We start from the raw sequence: 19,103 nt of genomic DNA on the forward strand, positions 1-19,103 counted from the left end.
TTGGTTGGTGTATGTTCTATTAACTTGATGACAGAAGTTGTTAGATCACAAGTTGGGTAAAAACTTCAATGAACACAGATTTATAAACCAGCTATAAAAATAATTGTAGCTAGATTTGTAAATAGATAGCAAAAACTAGGCTTCTAGATTAGGTTGTGATTATGCAAATTTTTCAACTACCTCAGTTTATACGCAAACTCAGTACCCATGTTTTAGCGATTTTTCTAGGAGTGGTGTTAACGGTTTCTTGTGTGTCAGTTTTACCTTCCCACGCAGAAACAGCACCGGATCAAGTGGTTGCCCAAAAACCATCTGTTGCTGTTGGTGCTATTGGTAAAAGTAGCTTTGTCACTGCGGCGGTAAATCGTGTGGGTTCTGCTGTGGTAAGGATTGATACTGAGAAAACTATTACTCGTCCTGTTGATCCCATTTTGGAAGATCCTTTTTTACGGCGGTTTTTTGGTGATGCTTTCCCCCAAATGTCACCGACTGAACAGTTAAGGGGTTTAGGTTCTGGTTTTATTTTGGATAAAAGTGGCATAATTTTGACTAATGCCCATGTTGTGGATCAAGCTGATAAAGTAACTGTACGCTTGAAAGATGGCCGTACTTATGAAGGTAAGGTAAAAGGCATTGATGAAGTTACGGATTTGGCAGTAGTCAAGATTAATGCTGGTAGTGATTTACCGATCGCACCTTTGGGATCTTCTAGCAGTGTACAGGTGGGAGATTGGGCGATCGCTGTTGGTAATCCTTTAGGATTTGATAATACTGTTACTTTGGGTATTGTCAGCACTTTAAAACGTTCTAGCGCCCAGGTGGGAATTAGTGATAAACGTTTAGATTTCATTCAAACAGACGCTGCGATTAACCCTGGTAACTCTGGTGGTCCGTTGTTAAATGCAGAAGGTGAAGTGATTGGCATTAATACCGCTATTCGTGCAGATGCGATGGGAATCGGGTTTGCCATTCCGATAGATAAAGCTAAGGCGATCGCTGCACAATTGCAAAAAAACGGTAAAGTTGCTCACCCCTATTTAGGGGTACAGATGGTGACATTAACACCCCGGTTAGCGAGACAAAACAATTCTGATCCTAATTCTGCAATTCAAATACCAGAAGTGAATGGTGTGTTAGTGATCCGAGTTGTACCTAACTCTCCTGCTGCTGCTGCGGGTATTCGACGCGGTGATGTAATTTTACAAATTGACAGTCAACCAATTACCACTGCTGAACAATTACAAAGAGTTGTAGAAGATAGTCGTTTAGGTGAAGCGTTGCAGGTGAAAGTACAAAGAGGAAATCAAATTCAGGTGCTTTCTGTGCGTACTGCTGAGTTACAAGACATTTCTTAATATCCAAATTCCAAGAAAATGGGGATATGTTGAGGCATATCCTCATTTTTTCATGTTAAGTTTCTAAATTTACGGTTATTATATTGACAAGGATAACTGAAATTATTCTTTATTACCAATTACCAATTACCAATTACCAATTACCAAATTTTGAATTTCTGAAAATATGGCATCTAATAAAAATATCCTCAGTGAAATATTATCTTCTTCACCCAACTTTTTTTCTCAACTTGTATTTGGGTTTCTGTTAGCTATTATTTCCAGTTTTGCAGGAGCTTCATTAATCTTCAGTTTATTTGTGGGGATTATGGGTGGTGTTGCTTTAGGGTGGTTTACAAACGTCAACGAAAATAACCCCCAAATACCAGATGTAGCTTCTAATGATGGCATTGATGCAGCACTGAAATACTGGTTATTTTTCATGTTCAGCTTTGTGTTTCTCGGTTATTCCGCACCAATAAGTATTTTATTTGGAGGAATAGCAGCTGTAGGTGGTGGTTGGATTATTGCTTGGTGGAGAAGTAAAGAAGCAACTCAAACTCAATTATCAGATGATATTTTAGCAGAAGCAGAAATCCCAGAACCCAACGAGAAAAGTACCAGAAGCAGAAAAAGAATATCTACTCGTCGTTATCGTCGTGCTTCTGGCAGTTTCAATTTTCGCTTTTGGCAAAAATAGATGTCAGCATTTGATAATTGACAATTGAAAATTGACAATTGTTTCATTCAAGGTTTAAAACCTCCCCTTTCAAGGGGAAAAATAAAAAATCCGCTTTTTCAATCCTGAAAGAGAGGGAGATTTAATTGTCAATTGTTCATTGTTCATTGTCAATTATTGAAAGCTTTAAGCTGATTACTGGCTGAATGCTGATGATTTTATTGTCCTAAATACGCTTCTAAAACTTTGGCATTTTTTTGAATTTCCGTAGGAGTACCGACAGCTAAATTTTGTCCTTCTGCTAAAACCCAGACTCTGTCACATAAAGACATAATTACATCCATATTATGTTCAATAATTAAAAAAGTTAAACCGTCTTCTCTGTTCCATTTGAGGATGCGATCGCAAATATCATCTATTAATCTAGGATTCACTCCTGCTGCTGGTTCATCTAATAATATTAGCTTAGGATTTGTCATCAAAGCGCGTCCCATTTCTAATAGTTTACGCTGTCCACCTGACAAACCACCAGCATAGTCAGTTGCTTTTTTTTCTAATCCTACAGATTCTAACAAAAACATTGCCCTTTCTTTATTTTGTTTTTCTTCTCTAGCAACAATATGAGATTGAAATTGCACTTGCCAAAAATTCTCACCAGTTTGTTTTTGTGCTGCTAACAGCATATTTTCTAACACAGATAAACGTGATAAAGTTTTGGGAACTTGAAAGGTACGAATTAAACCTTGTTGGGCAATTTGAAATGGTTGTAAATTATGAATTTGTTCACCATCAAAAATCACTCTTCCTTTATCTGGGTGGATGAAATTGGACAGTAAATTAAATAAAGTCGTTTTACCCGCACCATTAGGACCAATTAAACCAGTGATACTACCTTGATTAACTTCGATGTTAGCATCTTTAACCGCTTGAATACCACCAAAATTTTTACAAAGTCCGGTAGCAGCTAATAGGGGAAGTTGGGGAGTTTCAATATTATTTACCATGATGATTTGTTGGTTATTTTTTGTTAGTGACTGCTATGAATTATTTGGGTCAAAATACCTAAAATTGTTTTGATATCTTTAATATAATATTCACTGATATCAATGTAAATTTCTTGATTTTGTAATTTCAGAAATTTCCACATATTACCTGTGGTAACAACTCCGTAAATTGTATCTATATCATTACCTTCCTTGTGATTAAATAATTGTGCAGCGATCATTTCTGCTACACATTGTCCTAAACCTAGTTTAATGTTTTCATTTTTCGCTTCTACGATAGTGACAACTGGAGAAGTAATAAAGAGTTGTTCTGGTGATTTGCTAATTATAAAGTCACAAACTCCATTTAACCCTTGTTCTGGTTCTACATTAAAATCTACACCGGAAAATAAACTAATTTCTTCGGTCAATTGATTTTTAATTTCAATTAACACAGGGGCTATAATCATTTCTGATCTCGCTTTTTCTGTGTTGATTGCTAATGCTAAAGGAACATTAGTTTTGAGGATTGTATTTAAAATATTACTGCATTCTTTTTCCAGTGTATCAGCAAATAAATCTACCTTCTCATTAATTTTTAAATTGAATTTCTTCACAACTTCCTGTAGTTTAAAATCACTATAAGCCATGACTATCACCTCCTGAAAATTGCTATCACAGGTAACAGGGAACAGGTTAACAAATTTTACCCAATCACCAATCACCAGTCACCAATCACCTATTTCCCAAGAGTAAGTTCCTCTTTTTTACCTAGAATACCTTGAGGTCGCCAAATCATCAGTACCATAAGAATTAGACCAATAAACATAATTCTAAAAGCACCGATACGTTCTACATCTAAAGGAACAATTTTTGGTAAAAATTCCCGTGTGAGAGCATCGTAAGCGAAATAAATTACTGCCCCTAAAATTGTACCAATATTATTACCAGAACCGCCTAAAATTACCATAATCCAAGCGTCAAAAGTGAGTTGTGGTTGAAAATTATCAGGATAAATGGCGCTCAGTTGCCAAGCGAAGAAAGCACCAGCAATACCAGCGATCGCACCACCTAACATCAAAGATTGTAACTTATAAGAAAAGACATTTTTACCTAATGCTTTGGGTACTTCTTCATCTTCACGGATAGCTTTGAGAACTCGACCCCAAGGAGATTTGACTAAAAATTCTAAGCGCCAAAAAACAAAAGCTAATACTAACAAAGCCAATAACATTAAGCCCGCTTTGGGGTTATAGTTATACAATCCTACCACACCAGCAACATAAATTGCTACTGACAATAAACCTAAAATAATACCCACTACTAAACGGGAAGAAAATTCTTTTTTAGTAGAAACATCGGCAGATTTTTGAGCAGTTTTCACCCAACGCCACAAAGAAAATAAAGTAACAATTGCAAGCAAGGTAAGTACACCAATCATCAAAAATCGGAAAAATAAATTGGGTGTAGTTGATAGAGGAATCGCATAACTTTGGACACCAAACGCCCCAGATACCCAAGCATCACCTACTGGTAAATCTTGGTTATTCACCACCAAACGAATTAATTCTCCTGTACCAATGGTAACGATACCTAGATAATCTTCCCGGAGGCGTAAAGTTGCAAAACCAATCACCAAACCCAACAAAGCAGCGACAATTGCCCCAGCAATAGCTGAAAATAATATAGGTACACCTTTTAAACTTAATAGAACTGTAGTATATGCACCCAAGGTCATAAAAGCAATATGACCAAAATTAATCAAACCTGTAAAACCCCACTGTAAATTCAGTCCCAGTGCGAACAAAGCAAAAGTAGCGGTAGAAATAGCCAGAAAAATGAGATATTCAATCATAATTTGATAATGGGTAATGAGTAATGGGTAATAGGTAATGGGTAATAGGTAATGGGTAATAGGTAATAGGTAATAGGTAATGGGTAATTAATTAGGTTATTCATCCTCCCAGTCACCAGTCATCAGTCACCAGGTTATCAACTTCCCCTGCTACCCTTGCTTCCCCTACATCCTGCCTCCTGACTCCTAATGATTACAAACTGTATAAGACAGAGCAGGGATCGCCAAAACCATAGATTAAACTGGAGTTTGATCAAGTATATGTGAGAATTCCCTCATTATGGATGCTAAGGCACTTTGGCAACGATACCAAGAATGGTTATATTACCACGAGGGATTAGGACTGTATCTAGATATCAGCCGGATGCGGTTTGATAACGCTTTCGTGGAGTCGTTGCAGTCGAAATTTGATAAAGCATTTGCGGATATGGACGCTTTGGAAAAGGGAGCGATCGCCAATCCTGATGAAAACCGCATGGTAGGACACTACTGGTTGCGTAACCCAGACTTAGCACCCTCTCCAGAACTAAAACAAGAAATTGTTCAAACCTTAGAACAAATCGAAGCTTTTGCAGATCAAGTACACACAGGGGCAGTTCATCCCCCCAAAGAAAGCCGCTTTACTGACATTATTTCCATCGGTATTGGTGGTTCTGCTTTAGGTCCTCAGTTTGTTGCTGAAGCACTTGCACCCGATTTTCCTCCCCTCAACATTCACTTTATCGACAATACGGATCCTGCTGGTATTGATCGGGTTCTCTCCTCTATCGGTGATAAACTGGCTACTACCCTAGTATTAGTCATTTCTAAATCTGGTGGTACACCCGAACCCCGTAACGGCATGATCGAGGTGAAAAAAGCCTACGCTGCCAAAAATTTAGACTTTGCTAAATATGCAGTTGCCATCACCAGCACAGATAGTAACTTAGATAAAGTGGCTCAATCTGAAGGTTGGTTAACAACTGTCCCCATGTATGACTGGGTAGGTGGGCGTACTTCAGAAATGTCTTCCGTAGGATTATTACCCGCAGCATTACAGGGTATTGATATCCGTGCCATGTTAGATGGTGCAAAAGAAATGGATGATGCCACCCGTGTTGCTAACATCAAAAATAACCCCGCAGCATTATTAGCATTATCTTGGTACTTCTCCGGTAACGGCAAAGGCGAAAAAGATATGGTTGTCTTACCTTACAAAGACAGCTTGTTATTATTTAGCCGTTATTTACAACAATTGGTAATGGAATCTTTGGGTAAAGAACAAGATTTAGACGGTAAAACTGTATATCAAGGTATTGCCGTTTATGGTAACAAAGGTTCTACAGACCAACACGCCTATGTACAACAATTACGGGAAGGTGTACCCAATTTCTTTGCAACTTTAATTGAAGTTTTAGAAGATCGTCAAGGTGCATCTCCTGAAATTGATCCTGGTGTCACATCCGGTGATTATTTATCAGGTTTCTTATTAGGAACTCGTCAAGCATTGTATGAGAATAACCGCGATTCTATTACAGTGACAATTCCTCAAGTTAATGCTCGCACAGTGGGAGCGTTAATTGCATTATATGAACGGGCTGTAGGATTTTATGCCAGCTTAGTTAATATTAATGCTTATCACCAACCTGGTGTAGAAGCTGGTAAAAAAGCTGCCGCTGCAATTCTTGATTTACAACAAAAAGTAATCAAAGTATTGCAAACAGAAAAGAAAGCACTTTCTATTTCTGAAATTGCAGATAAAGCTGGCGCTGCTGAACAAGTTGAAGCAATTTATAAAATTCTGCGTCATCTTCATGCTAATAATCGCGGTGTGGTGTTAACAGGTGATTTAAGTAAACCAGGAAATTTAACAGTTTCTTTGGATTAAATACCATAAATTCTCCTGTTAAAATATTCTGTTTTGACAATCCTCGATTTCTTAAAGAAGTCGGGGATCTGATTTATTGATTAACTGAAAATTACAGCTTTTTCTCTGTGTACTTTGTGTCTCTGTAGTTCGTTAAATCTATACTCAATAATATTGACAGAAAGTATCAATTTTTATATACTAAAATATAATTACTATAATTTAAAATTTGAGTTTTCAACCATGACGCAACTCACACCCCAACCACCAAGAAGAAGAGGAAGAATTTTCCCAGAATTGACTTTATCCCCTGAAGAATTAGCAAAACGTGAAGCAGAAAGAGAAGCCTTTCATCAGCGTTGTTGGGCAATTTTTGAGCGTGTCCGTCCAGAATTAATGAAAGAACATTATAACTGGTATATTGCTGTAGAACCAGATAGCGGTGATTATTTCATTGATCAGGATATGGAAATTGCTAGTAAAAAAGCACGGGAGCAACATCCTAACGTGATACATTTTCTATTTCGCATTCATGAAACTGGGGTAACAGGTAGAATATGATACAGGGTTATTTTGGTAATGAGGGGCAGTTATTTTTTGAGATTAAATTAATTACAAATGATGGCTTAAACCTGTCTGTTGATGCTTTATTAGATACGGGTTTTACAGGCTTTATGGCTCTTAATAAACAAGATTTAGATGCTTTGAATTGGCAATTTATTAGTGAACAAAGAATGCGAACTGCACAAGGAATCAAAGTATTTGATATTTATTCCGGTAAGGTGATTTTGGATAATCAAGAGTATGAAATTCCTATTTATGCTGGAGATCAATTAACTGAGATTTTATTAGGTTCACGGTGGCTGGAGTTTTTACCTTTGGTGGTGAATTTTCCAGAGAGCGTTTTAAATTTAGGGTGATTTTTTGATATATTTGATATAATCAATTATAGTTAAAAAAGGAGTTTAAAACTATGACACAACTAACACCCAAACCACCAAGAAGAAGAGGAAGAATTTTCCCAGAATTGACTTTATCCCCTGAAGAATTAGCAAAACGTAAAGCAGAAAAAGAAGCATTTCATAAACGTTGTCGGGCAATTTTTGAGCGTGTCTGTCCTGAGTTAATGAAGGAACATTATAACTGGTATATTGCCGTAGAACCAGATAGCGGTGATTACTTCATCGATCAAGATATAGAAGTTGCTAGTCAACAAGCAAGGGATAAACACCCTCATGCGGTACATTGTATGTTTAGGTTAAATGAAATTGGGGCAGTTGGCAGAATATGATACAGGGTTATTTTGGTGATGGAGGTCAATTATTTTTTGAAATTGAATTAATCACTACTGATGGTTTAAATCTGCCTGTAGATGCTATGTTCGATACTGGTTTTACAGGCTTTCTTGCTATTAATAAACAGGATTTAGCAGCTTTAGATTGGCAATTTTTACGTGAACAAGAATTGATAACAGCGCAAGGACAAAAAGCTTTTGATCTTTATTTAGGTAAGGTGATGTTTGATAATCAAGAGTATGAAATTCCTGTTTATGCAGGGGATGAATTAACTGAAATTTTATTAGGTTCACGGTGGTTGGAGTTTTTACCTTTGGTGGTGAATTTTCCAGAGAGCGTTTTAAATTTAGGGTGATTTTTTGATATATTTGATATAATCAATTATAGTTAAAATAGGAGTTTAAAACTATGACACAACTAACACCCAAGCCACCAAGAAGAAGAGGCAGAGTTTTTCCAGAATTGACTTTATCCTCTGAAGAGTTAGCAAAACGTAAAGCTGAAGATGAATTATTTTATCAACGTTGCTGGACAATTTTTCAAAGATTACTTCCCGATTTGATGAAAGAACATTATGGTTGGTATGTTGCTATCGAACCAGATAGCGGTGATTATTTTGTTGATGAAAATAAGGACGCTGCTAGTAAAAAAGCCAGGGATAAACACCCTAATGTGATACACTTTGTATTTGGCATCAATGAAACTGGAGTAACTGGGAGAATATGATACAGGGTTATTTTGGGGATAAGGGGCGGTTATTTTTTGAGATTGAATTAATTACAAATGATGGTTTAAATCTGCCTGTGGATGCTTTGTTTGATACAGGTTTCACAGGCTTTATGGCGATTAATAAACAAGATTTACAAGGTCTAAATTGGTCATTTATATCTAAGGAAAAGCTACGCACTGCACAAGGAGAGTCTAGATTTGATATTTATTTAGGTAAGGTAATTTTAGATAACCAAGAGTATGAAATTCCTGTTTATGCTGGTGATGAGTTGACAGAGATTTTGTTGGGTTCAGAGTGGTTGGAATTTTTACCTTTGGTGGTGAATTTTCCAGTGGGTATTTTAACTTTGGGATAGGTTGAGGAAACAAACCACTAAGACACCAAGAGTGCGAAGATAAGAGAAGAAAAAAGAAGAGTTATTTTTATATTGCTAAGTCGCGTAGGTAGTAGAATTTATCGTTTTTCCAGTCGTTTCCTTTGTCTCTTCCTAAGTAACCTGTTAGGGGTGATGAAAGTTCTATTAATATTTCGTGCATTTCTTCAGGTTTTAATGGTTGTGGTGGATGTGATCCGAAATATGCACCATGTAAAGTATCAACTCCTGTAGATTCTATTCCTGCATTTTGGAGATAATTTTTAACGAGTTGGATAATGTGCGATCGCAATTTTATTTCTTGTTCTACTTTTTCTATATATTTGTTAATTTTATCATCAGCTTCTTCTCCAAATGGTTTTTTTTCTAGGTCTTGCTTCAAATTTAATAAATCTATTGAACCAGGGTGTTTTGCTTTTAAAGTGACTAATTTTTGTAAAGTTTCTGGACGAATAACGTTCATTTTATTTCCTTGTGCAGTTTTTTCAGTATCTGTTGCTAATTTACCAGCAGCCATAATAATTTTGATACAACTATTATATTCTTCTTGTAAATGTTTTAATCCTAGTTTTACAAGTTGTGCTACTGTACTATCAACAACTTTTTCTGTTTTAGTTGCCTTACATTCTCCTATAACTGGATAAGGATACTCACAGTAAAAATCTAGACCTCCAGCACCACCTAATTTATCAGAATCTAAATTAGCTTTAGTATTCGTATTAGAACTTGAAAAACCTAGTTTAATTAAACTTTTTCTCACCAATTTTTCAAATTCATTACCATCACTAGAATTACCAACTTTAGCAATGTTTTTAATCCAAGTTAAATCAGGATCTAGGGTATGTTTCACCCTTTGGTTATTCCATCCTAAAAATACCCTAATTTCCTGTTCTAATTGTTGTGCTGCTGGGTTATTATTAGCTATGGTTAATAATAAACTTTGTAATTCTTCCAGTGCAGGATGTAGTGGAGTTTGGCGGTTTTCTAGTTGTTGTTTCCGTTGGTTAAATACATGATCACTTAATACGGGTTTAGCTTCAGATACAGAAATGTTATTAGGTAAAGGTGCAAATTTTCCTAGTTTTTCTTGAATATTGGGAATAGCTGAAATTTCTAAAGTTTTATCTAAATGATAAACTCGTAAATAAGCTAAGAAAAAATGGGTATGGTTGTGTAATATTTCATCAAATCTTTCTGTTTTCCAGATGGTTAATTGAGATAAAATATTTAATGATTCGGTTTTATCTAAAGTTCGACAAAGTTCACATTTAGCCCATGCTTTAATTAAAACATTATTTTGAGATAAAGGTAATTGTAGTTGTTGTTTATTTTCAATTAAATTCAGTTGTTCAGGTTGTAGTAAAATACCCGGTTTATAAGATTTTTTCCATGCAGTTTTAGCAATGGGTAAAAAAATTGCCCGGTAATATTTATCAATTTCTACTGTAGATATTTCCACAGGATAAAGATAAAATCTTTGTCCAGCACGAAGAAACATTTCAGGTAAAACTGCTATTGTTTGTCCCTGTATTAATGCTTCAATATCAGGGACGGGTAAACATAATGCAGTAGGAAGTGAAAATGACTGATTCATTTTTAGTTTAGATGTTTAATTTAATATCATCACTATTGTCAACACTTTGAGGTATTTTCATTGGTAATTCATCATCTGTTAAATTATCAGGTTCTTGTCCAGAAGGATCACTTAAAATTTCTTTAATTAGAGGATTTGTAATTACAATTTTCCTCTGTTTAATAAATGCAAAAATCTGATCTTCCGTTAATTCATAACTCTTATGATTTTGCCATACATAAAATATTGCTAATAGTGGTTTAATATCTTGAAATTGTAAACTTACCCATTCTCCTCCTTTTTCTTTTAACAGTTTTCGTAAATTTTCTCTAGCTGCTGCTGCATTAGGACCTATTTGTTTGGAACGTACTAAACAACCGCGAGTTAAATCATACTTTTCATAGGCAATTAGTTTACCTAAAGCTGTTGTAACACCTACACCTCCTGGCTGTTGTAAAACATCTACTCCAATTTTCACTTTTTGCTGATTACCAATAATTTTAAAATCAAGATGGTTGTCATTAGTAAACTCTTCAACTTTTTCAACTGTTACACCTTCCAGAGTTTCACCTATCAATCTTTCAAAACAAAATTTTAGAGTTTGAGAAATTTCTTTTTCGTTATCTAATAATGAATCATTAGGATTCTTTAAATGTACTAATTCCGCTAAAAAGAAGGGTTTAACAGGATTGGGATCTACTTTTGTTGTATGTTCAATTTTTTCTGTTATATCACCACCATTAATAGTAGGTTCTTGCTTAACAAAATGTTCTGCACACCATTTTAAAACTGCTCTAATGGTCGGTTTACCTTTACCAAATTCTCTCAGTTTACTTTCATTAAATGGGTAAAGAGGATGAGGTGGTATCTGTTGATATTTTTGGTAAAATTCTTGTAGCCACGTTTGCACTAGCGCAACTACATGATCAGAATTAAGATACCTTAATTCAATTGGTTGTCTATCAGCTTTCTCACTCAACACTCTATCAATTACTGCTTCTGCTTGCGGTAATGCCATGATTTCATAATTCCAAGTTTGAGGATACATAGCTAATAGTAAAACACCTTTTTTTAGGTTGTTATATAAATCTTTGGATAAATTAGCAATTACCTGTGCTGCTGTAAATCCAGTGTCGGTAGTTTGATTAATGTTATCTAATTCATCAAAACAAATAACAGGAACTCGATAATCACTGACAATATCTAAAATTTGCCTAACATGATTTAATGCTTGAGTTTCTTTGTCACTATTGGTATTATTTGCTAATCCCATTAACTGAGCGTGTGCTTCTGGCAATTCTTTTGCTGATAACCAGAAATTTGCAGCATTAACATGCTTTACGGAAAGTGTCCACAGAAATGCTTGAATTATGTAATTGTTAGTAATTTCAGGTTTTATATCTAATACTTTTCTTGTAAGTTGTTCAACTACTTTAGGAGAATGTTTATCTAACAATGTAGGAAATACTTTATTAATATACTGCTCTGTAGTATATTTCCATCCCATCGCTTCATTAATTAATGCTGCGGCTATTTCTTGAAATGGCATTACATTCGGTCTAACAAATGCTCTTAGACTAGAGGTAACACTTTCTAAAAATTGGAGTTGAATTTTATTTAAATTATCATACTTACTCATGTAAATAAATACGCCATCTTGCCCGCTTTGTAATTGATGACGGATTCTACTAATAATATGACTTTTTCCTAATCCTTTTTCTGCTGCAATTGTAATCCCTACAGTCTGACGTTCACCTTTTTTAATTTTGTCAATTGCATCAAATACAGCATTAGCAGCATGAGCATTTATTGAAGGAACATCAGGATAACTTTTACCCCATATTTGTTGAGGTCTAACTACAATATGACCCGCAAATGGGTTATGAGTTTTAATTAGTTGATCAATTTTGGATGTGTCAGTAGTCATAATAATCTCCCTGTGGTGTGTGAATTTTTCAATAAAATTTAAACTTTTTTAATCTTTCAATAGTCGAGCATAACAACGTAAACCGTCTAATTCTGTACTTACAGAATCTTCAATTTTGTCTGGTGCGCTATCTTCTACACTTCCTCCTTGTAATTGAAAAATATCATCAGCTTGCATTTCTAATAACCAATCATTAAACTCAGTTCTACTAACACGCTCTCCTATTTTTCTTCTGATGCGATAAATAGGTACTAAGTTATTAAAATTATATTCATAGTTTAACTGATTATAAACATCTAAAGCTACATTTGTAAACTCCTCATAAGAACCAATAACTTCAGCCTTAACTCCATTATCTGACACAACGGCCGTAGGTACAACCACATTATCCTGACGCAACCACCGCAATAACGAATTAGCAACCCAAGCGCCAATATTTGTACTAAACTCAAACTCATCACTACGCAAACCCGCACCCAACACTTCTAAACCCGTTGGTGACGTGAGAGTATAACTAATAGCAGAACCTTTTTTAGAGACAGCGATCGCTCCCTGTGCTTCCAAATCCTCTAAAATACCTTGATAGTCCGCCTTATTTTTACCTTTGGAATCTATCCGCTTCGTCAATTTACCCTTAGCAACCTTATGCTGACTTCCTCCCAAATCCCATAACGCAAGCAGCAAGCGAGTTTTAGCGTAACTTACCTGTAAATCCTTAGTCTTTGAACTCATGGTGATGTGTGTTAAATAACTGCAACTATTATAATAATGATTGTAATTTTTATGTCACCACAACCCAAAAATTGTTTATTTTCTCAATATTGTAGATAAATAGCGCAAAATTTCTACACAAAAAGCAACAGAGAATTTACTTGACTTATAAATATCAGGACTGGTGCAAAACAGAAGCAAAGTAGGAGTAAGTCATGAATTACCCCCCAGAAATAATCAGATTTTTAGTCCAATCTTGCGTAAATCCTAAAATATATTGAGCCAATATTGGGCAAAGTTTTTGGGGATTGAGTGTTGCGATCGCCCCCCATAATTCGCTAAAATATCTAGTCTTTGGGATATAAACAAAGTCGCTTCTCGTCAAGCTACACTTTTGTAACCTATCCTGCTGACACCCAATTTAACGAGATTTTACAGGAAAAAAGAAACAACAATGGCCAAACGAGTGCAGTTAGTATTAACAAAAGATGTGAGCAAGCTGGGAAAATCCGGCGACTTAGTGGATGTAGCTCCCGGTTATGCTCGTAATTATCTCATTCCCCAAAGTCTAGCTACTCACGTTACCCCCGGTATCTTGAGACAAGTAGAACGCCGTCGTGAACAAGAACGTCAACGTCAACTAGAACTCAAACAACAAGCACAAGAACAAAAAGCAGCCTTAGAAAAAGTTGCTAAATTAACAATTGCCAAGCAAGTAGGCGAAAACGAAGCCATCTTCGGTACTGTCACCACCCAAGATGTAGCAGATGCAATTAAAGCAGCTACCAGTCAAGAAATTGACAAACGTGGTATTACCATTCCTGATATCAACCACCTGGGTACATACAAAGCTGAAATCAAGCTGCACTCTGAAGTAACAGCCCAAATTGATATCGAAGTTGTTGCCAGCTAAGATAGGTGACAGGTGACAGGTGACAGGTGACAGGTAAGAGGATGATAGGATGATCCATAGCAAATCTATTGCCTTTTGCCTTTTGCCTTTTGCCTCTTAACTGCCAAACTCAACTAATATTTCAAATCTTATTTAAAATCTGCTCAAAAATCCCAGATCGCTTATGGCAGAAGAACTGAGTTTTCAAGGTGATGGCAGCGATGCCTTCGGCAACCCCTTGGGGCAACACTTACCACCCCAAAACATCGAAGCAGAAGAAGCGATCTTGGGGGGTATTCTTCTAGATCCAGAAGCCATAGGACGAGTACGCGATCGCCTCGTTCCCGAAGCCTTTTATATTAACGCCCACAGAGACATCTATCAAGCCGCCCTCACTCTTCACGCCCAAAATAAACCCACAGACTTACTTTCCCTCACCAGTTGGTTAACAGACAACGATAAACTAACCCGCATTGGTGGTAGAAATAAACTAGCCACCTTAGTAGATCGTACAGTTTCAGCAGTTAACATAGATGCCCTAGCAGAATTAGTCATGGAAAAATACCTGCGACGGCAACTCATCAAAGCAGGTAACGAAATTGTACAACTAGGTTTCGAGACACAAACAGAATTACCCATAGTTCTCGATCAAGCAGAACAGAAAGTATTTAGTATTACTCAAGAAAAACCCGAATCAGGTTTAGTTCACATAGCAGATACATTAATTAACGCCTTCCAAGACGTTGAAAAAAGACATGAAGGTATCGCTTTACCTGGTATTCCCTGCGGTTTTTATGATTTAGATGCCATGACTAGCGGTTTTCAGCGTTCTGATTTAATCATCGTCGCTGGCAGACCATCAATGGGAAAATGTTTAAGTTACGATTCAGAAATTGTCCTAGCAGATGGGCAAATTGCCACCATTGAAGAATTGTATAACCAACGTCAATGTAATTTATTAACTTTAAACAGCAATTGGAAATTTACTTTTACCCAACCGTCTGCATTTGTCAACGACGGAATAAAACCAGTTTTCCGGGTTACAACTCGTTTAGGGCGATCCATTGAAACCACCATTACTCATCCCTATTTAACTATTAATGGTTGGCAAAGGCTAGAAAATCTCAAAATCGGTGATAAAATTGCCGTTCCTCGCAAAATAAATGTATTTGGTAAAGAAACTATCCGCGAATGTGAAGTTAAGCTATTAGCTTATTTAATCGGTGATGGAAATTTAACCAATAGCACCCCCAGATTTACAAACAGTAACTCATTATTACAAGCTGATTTTTCTCAAGCTGTTGCTGAATTTGGCGGTTTAACAGTCAGATCAATTACAAATAAATTCAGTAAAAATTCACTAACAACTTGGTTACAGGAATTAGGATTATGGGGTAAAGATGCTCATGCAAAAACCGTACCATCAATCATTTTTAAATTAGAGCGATCGCAAATATCATTATTTCTGAATCGTCTCTTTGCTACAGATGGTTGGGCTACATTACTTAATAGTGGTCAATCACAATTAGGTTATGCCACAGTTAGCGAAAAACTAGCCAGACAAATTCAACATCTATTATTAAGATTTGGCATCATTGCTACCTTGAAAAAACGCTCTGTTAAATATCAAAATACTTGTAGACCAGCATGGCAATTAGATATTACTGATGCCTTATCTATCAAGAATTTCATTTCAGAGATTGGTATCTTTGGTAAAGAAGCAGCATTAGCAAAGGTTACAGCAGCAATATCTGAAAAAAGATATCAAACCAATCGTGATCTTATCCCTGTAGAAATTTGGGAACAAATAGCAGCAGCAAAAGGCAATGAATCATGGCATAGTTTAGCCTACCGTGCAGGAATTAAAGGCTGTAGTAATATGCACGTTGGTAAACGGTCTTTAAGCAGAGAAAGATTATGGATATTAGCGACAATTTTAGATAATTTACCACTTCAGAATTTAGCAAATAGTGATGTTTATTGGGATGAAATAATTTCTATTGAATCAGTTGGTAACCAACAAGTTTATGATTTGACAATTCCCGAAACACACAACTTTATTGCTAATGATATTTGTGTTCACAATACCGCATTTTGCTTAAACTTAGCTCACAACATCGCCGCAGGTTATAAATTACCAGTCGCCGTTTTCAGCTTAGAAATGTCAAAAGAACAGCTAGTACAACGACTATTAGCCAGTGAAGCCCAAATTGAAAGCGGTTATTTACGCAGTGGACGTATTAGTCAAACCCAATGGGACTCTTTAGGTCGTGCAATTGGTATGCTTTCAGAAATGCCCATTTTTATTGACGACACTCCCAATATTACAGTTACACAAATGCGGAGTCAAGCGCGAAAACTCCAAGCACAACAAAACACAGAACTAGGATTAATAGTAATAGATTACCTGCAATTAATGGAAGGCGCAGGAGATAATCGCGTACAAGAATTATCAAAAATTACCCGTTCTTTAAAAGGGTTAGCTAGGGAATTATCAGTACCAGTAATTGCCTTATCTCAGTTAAGTCGGGGAGTAGAAGCAAGAACTAATAAACGCCCGATGTTATCAGATTTAAGAGAATCTGGTTGTTTAACAGGTGATAGCTTAATCACATTAGCAGATACCGGATTACAAGTACCAATTAGAGAATTGGTAGGTAAATCTAGTTTCTCAGTTTGGGCATTAAATGAAAAAACAATGAAGCTAGAAAAAGCTATTGTTAGTAATGCGTTTTCTACAGGTATCAAACCTGTATTTACCTTAAAAACTCTACTAGGAAGAAAAATTAGAGCAACTGCTAATCACAAATTCCTCACAATTCATGGTTGGAAAAGACTAGATGAGTTAAGTCCTCAACAACATATATGTTTACCAAGACATCTATCTATTTCGGGTAAACAAACCATGACTGATTGGGATAAAATTGTGGCAATCATACCAGATGGAAAAGAAGAAGTATTTGATTTAACAGTTCCCAATTTACATAACTTTGTAGCCAATAATATCATTGTTCATAACTCAATCGAACAAGACGCAGATTTAGTCATCATGCTTTACCGCGACGAATATTATTCACCCGATACACCAGATCGCGGAATAGCAGAAGTCATCATAGCCAAACACCGTAACGGACCAACAGGAACAGTCAAACTATTATTTGATCCTCAATTTACCAAATTCAAAAACCTAGCCAGACCAAACAACTATTAAAAATAACAGGTAATTGATAATTGGTAATTGCTTTACCCATTACCCATTACCCATTACCCATTACCCATTACCAAGTTTTACTAAGTTTTACTTAATATCCAACAATTCCACATCAAAAATCAAAGTAGCATTCGGTGGAATTACACCACCAGCACCACGCGCACCATAACCCAACTCAGAAGGGATAATCAACTGACGGCGATCGCCCACCTTCATGCTACTCAGTCCTTCATCCCAACCTTTAATTACTTGTCCTATACCAATTTTAAAACTAAAAGGTTGACCGCGATCGCGTGAACTATCAAACTTCTTCCCATTTTCCAAAGTACCAGTATAGTGAACTACAACTGTTTGTCCCCTTTGAGGAGTAGCTTCACCATCCCCCTTTGCTAATTCAATATACTGTAGTCCAGAGGCAGTAGTGACGACATTCGCATCAGACATAATATTGCTCGCTACTAGAGTAGTTTTTTCTTCAATTACAGCAGTGGACGCTGGTGGATTTTGACTTAACTTAGCAGCAACAGCAGTATCCTGATTACCACCCATTTGCGCTAATACCAAAGCCACAACACACACCAGCATGAATACCACGCTCAAAAAAATTCCTTTCAAAATCAGCCCTCCCTATATAGGTAGCTTGGTAAACAGATTACCAACAGGACAGAAACCAGTTTAAAACACAATCCGCACTCTAACGCCACAGCTTATTTTCCAAATCCCGCACCTGACGTTCCAAACGATCAATTCTTCCCCGCAGTTCATCTACCTCAGACTGACGAGCAACACCCAAATCTTGCATCATATTCCGCATCTGTCGTTGCATCTGCACTTCCCAGTTACCTTGCTCCGACTTTAACTGCTGCACAATATCATCCATCACCACCTTAGCTTGCTCAGGATTCAACTTCCCATCCTTCACCAGTTCATCACTTACCTGTTTAAGCTTATCAGCAACCAAAGATGTAGTACCTAAACCTAACATCATCAACTGTTCCAACCAGTTATTGCTATCCATACATCCTTCCTATTTATTTGATATATAACCAGCAGACCTTCCATCCTGAACCCCAAAAGACCATCCTGAATGCCCACTGATCCTAGCTTACAGATATATTTTCGCAAATTTGACCACATCAGCAAATTAACCTCACCACCTCCAAAACCCAAATAGATCACAAAATCCCAAGCCTTTCTCCTCCCCTCTGCACAAATAATGGCAGTTTCAACATTGCTAAACCCTTTTCCAGTAAGGTTTTCATCCCATCTACAAAAAATCCCTAAAAATTTTTGAAAAAGTAGTTGACATTCCTAGAGAGGTCAGTTATATTAAATGAGGTGAGGCAAGCGAAGCCCACAACTGAACCGAGACAAGATAATACTTTGAAAGAATAAAGACGACCATTCCTCGTCAAAGAAATTTAACTAACGGATTCTGGCGATAGAAAAGGAATCCGGAAGTGAAACAAAAATAAAAGAGCTAAAAACAAACTTAACAAAACGGAGAGTTTGATCCTGGCTCAGGATGAACGCTGGCGGTATGCTTAACACATGCAAGTCGAACGGGATGCTTAGGCATTTAGTGGCGGACGGGTGAGTAACGCGTGAGAATTTGGCTTCAGGTCGGGGACAACAGTTGGAAACGACTGCTAATACCGGATATGCCGGAAGGTGAAAGGCTTGCTGCCTGAAGA

At 36.6% G+C, this 19,103-nt stretch carries 19 protein-coding genes and 1 rRNA gene; 12 read left to right on the forward strand and 8 right to left on the reverse strand.

Features of this window, described 5'->3' with window-relative positions; translation table 11 throughout:
• Nucleotides 1-161 precede the first annotated feature (161 nt).
• Nucleotides 162-1,355 carry an HhoA/HhoB/HtrA family serine endopeptidase gene (locus tag IQ237_RS18785; RefSeq protein WP_194057885.1) on the forward strand — a complete coding sequence of 398 codons (1,194 nt, stop codon included), beginning with the start codon at nucleotides 162-164 and terminating at the stop codon, nucleotides 1,353-1,355.
• Between the two features lie 166 nt (nucleotides 1,356-1,521).
• On the forward strand, nucleotides 1,522-2,034 hold the full coding sequence (locus tag IQ237_RS18790; protein WP_194057887.1) for a hypothetical protein: 513 nt from the start codon (nucleotides 1,522-1,524) through the stop codon (nucleotides 2,032-2,034).
• Between the two features lie 197 nt (nucleotides 2,035-2,231).
• Here IQ237_RS18790 and IQ237_RS18795 read toward each other — a convergent pair whose 3' ends face one another.
• The 3 genes from IQ237_RS18795 to IQ237_RS18805 all read right to left on the reverse strand — a co-directional run bounded on the left by IQ237_RS18795 (nucleotide 2,232) and on the right by IQ237_RS18805 (nucleotide 4,851).
• The gene (locus IQ237_RS18795) at nucleotides 2,232-3,017 is read right to left on the reverse strand and encodes an ABC transporter ATP-binding protein (protein ID WP_194057889.1); all 786 of its coding nucleotides are present in this window, start codon (nucleotides 3,015-3,017) and stop codon (nucleotides 2,232-2,234) included.
• 23 nt (nucleotides 3,018-3,040) lie between these two features.
• Nucleotides 3,041-3,646, reverse strand: a complete 606-nt coding sequence (locus tag IQ237_RS18800) for a hypothetical protein (protein ID WP_194057891.1) — start codon at nucleotides 3,644-3,646, stop codon at nucleotides 3,041-3,043.
• An 89-nt stretch (nucleotides 3,647-3,735) separates the two neighbouring features.
• Nucleotides 3,736-4,851, reverse strand: coding sequence for a branched-chain amino acid ABC transporter permease (locus IQ237_RS18805; RefSeq protein ID WP_194057893.1), 1,116 nt, complete (start codon nucleotides 4,849-4,851; stop codon nucleotides 3,736-3,738).
• A gap of 280 nt (nucleotides 4,852-5,131) precedes the next feature.
• On the opposite strand from IQ237_RS18805, the gene IQ237_RS18810 reads away from it, so the two are divergent.
• The 7 genes from IQ237_RS18810 (at nucleotide 5,132) to IQ237_RS18840 (ending at nucleotide 9,077) form a co-directional block, all read left to right on the forward strand.
• On the forward strand, nucleotides 5,132-6,718 hold the full coding sequence (locus IQ237_RS18810; protein WP_194057895.1) for a glucose-6-phosphate isomerase: 1,587 nt from the start codon (nucleotides 5,132-5,134) through the stop codon (nucleotides 6,716-6,718).
• Between the two features lie 222 nt (nucleotides 6,719-6,940).
• Entirely contained in the window at nucleotides 6,941-7,258 is a 318-nt protein-coding gene (locus tag IQ237_RS18815) for a hypothetical protein (RefSeq protein WP_194057897.1), read from the forward strand.
• Complete coding sequence (locus tag IQ237_RS18820) at nucleotides 7,255-7,617, forward strand: aspartyl protease (protein WP_194057899.1); 363 nt, start codon at nucleotides 7,255-7,257, stop codon at nucleotides 7,615-7,617. The genes IQ237_RS18815 and IQ237_RS18820 overlap by 4 nt, the downstream gene beginning before the upstream one ends.
• Before the next feature lie 53 nt (nucleotides 7,618-7,670).
• Complete coding sequence (locus IQ237_RS18825) at nucleotides 7,671-7,988, forward strand: hypothetical protein (protein ID WP_194057901.1); 318 nt, start codon at nucleotides 7,671-7,673, stop codon at nucleotides 7,986-7,988.
• Nucleotides 7,985-8,347: an aspartyl protease gene (locus tag IQ237_RS18830; protein WP_194057903.1), complete on the forward strand. Its 363-nt coding sequence runs from the start codon at nucleotides 7,985-7,987 to the stop codon at nucleotides 8,345-8,347. Before IQ237_RS18825 ends, IQ237_RS18830 begins: the two co-directional genes overlap by 4 nt.
• Before the next feature lie 53 nt (nucleotides 8,348-8,400).
• Nucleotides 8,401-8,718, forward strand: coding sequence for a hypothetical protein (locus tag IQ237_RS18835; protein ID WP_194057905.1), 318 nt, complete (start codon nucleotides 8,401-8,403; stop codon nucleotides 8,716-8,718).
• Nucleotides 8,715-9,077: an aspartyl protease gene (locus IQ237_RS18840; RefSeq protein WP_194057907.1), complete on the forward strand. Its 363-nt coding sequence runs from the start codon at nucleotides 8,715-8,717 to the stop codon at nucleotides 9,075-9,077. The genes IQ237_RS18835 and IQ237_RS18840 overlap by 4 nt, the downstream gene beginning before the upstream one ends.
• Nucleotides 9,078-9,144: 67 nt before the next feature.
• Here IQ237_RS18840 and IQ237_RS18845 read toward each other — a convergent pair whose 3' ends face one another.
• The 3 genes from IQ237_RS18845 to IQ237_RS18855 are packed head-to-tail and all read right to left on the reverse strand — an operon-like array spanning nucleotide 9,145 to nucleotide 13,327.
• Entirely contained in the window at nucleotides 9,145-10,689 is a 1,545-nt protein-coding gene (locus tag IQ237_RS18845) for a DUF1802 family protein (RefSeq protein ID WP_194057909.1), read from the reverse strand.
• 7 nt (nucleotides 10,690-10,696) lie between these two features.
• Nucleotides 10,697-12,595, reverse strand: a complete 1,899-nt coding sequence (locus tag IQ237_RS18850; protein WP_194057911.1) for a hypothetical protein — start codon at nucleotides 12,593-12,595, stop codon at nucleotides 10,697-10,699.
• 48 nt (nucleotides 12,596-12,643) lie between these two features.
• Entirely contained in the window at nucleotides 12,644-13,327 is a 684-nt protein-coding gene (locus IQ237_RS18855; protein ID WP_194057913.1) for a hypothetical protein, read from the reverse strand.
• Between the two features lie 433 nt (nucleotides 13,328-13,760).
• On the opposite strand from IQ237_RS18855, the gene rplI reads away from it, so the two are divergent.
• Entirely contained in the window at nucleotides 13,761-14,219 is a 459-nt protein-coding gene (gene rplI / locus IQ237_RS18860; RefSeq protein WP_194057915.1) for a 50S ribosomal protein L9, read from the forward strand.
• 163 nt (nucleotides 14,220-14,382) lie between these two features.
• On the forward strand, nucleotides 14,383-17,409 hold the full coding sequence (dnaB, locus tag IQ237_RS18865) for a replicative DNA helicase (protein WP_228020478.1): 3,027 nt from the start codon (nucleotides 14,383-14,385) through the stop codon (nucleotides 17,407-17,409).
• 87 nt (nucleotides 17,410-17,496) lie between these two features.
• Here dnaB and IQ237_RS18870 read toward each other — a convergent pair whose 3' ends face one another.
• A complete protein-coding gene (locus IQ237_RS18870; protein ID WP_194057917.1) occupies nucleotides 17,497-18,024 on the reverse strand; it encodes an FKBP-type peptidyl-prolyl cis-trans isomerase in 528 nt (175 codons plus the stop codon).
• Between the two features lie 79 nt (nucleotides 18,025-18,103).
• A complete protein-coding gene (locus tag IQ237_RS18875; RefSeq protein WP_194057919.1) occupies nucleotides 18,104-18,427 on the reverse strand; it encodes a phasin family protein in 324 nt (107 codons plus the stop codon).
• A 479-nt stretch (nucleotides 18,428-18,906) separates the two neighbouring features.
• Here IQ237_RS18875 and IQ237_RS18880 point away from each other — a divergent pair.
• Nucleotides 18,907-19,103 (forward strand): 16S ribosomal RNA (locus tag IQ237_RS18880); the annotation flags it as partial.

It is taken from the genome of Sphaerospermopsis sp. LEGE 08334, assembly GCF_015207205.1.
GTDB lineage: Bacteria > Cyanobacteriota > Cyanobacteriia > Cyanobacteriales > Nostocaceae > Sphaerospermopsis.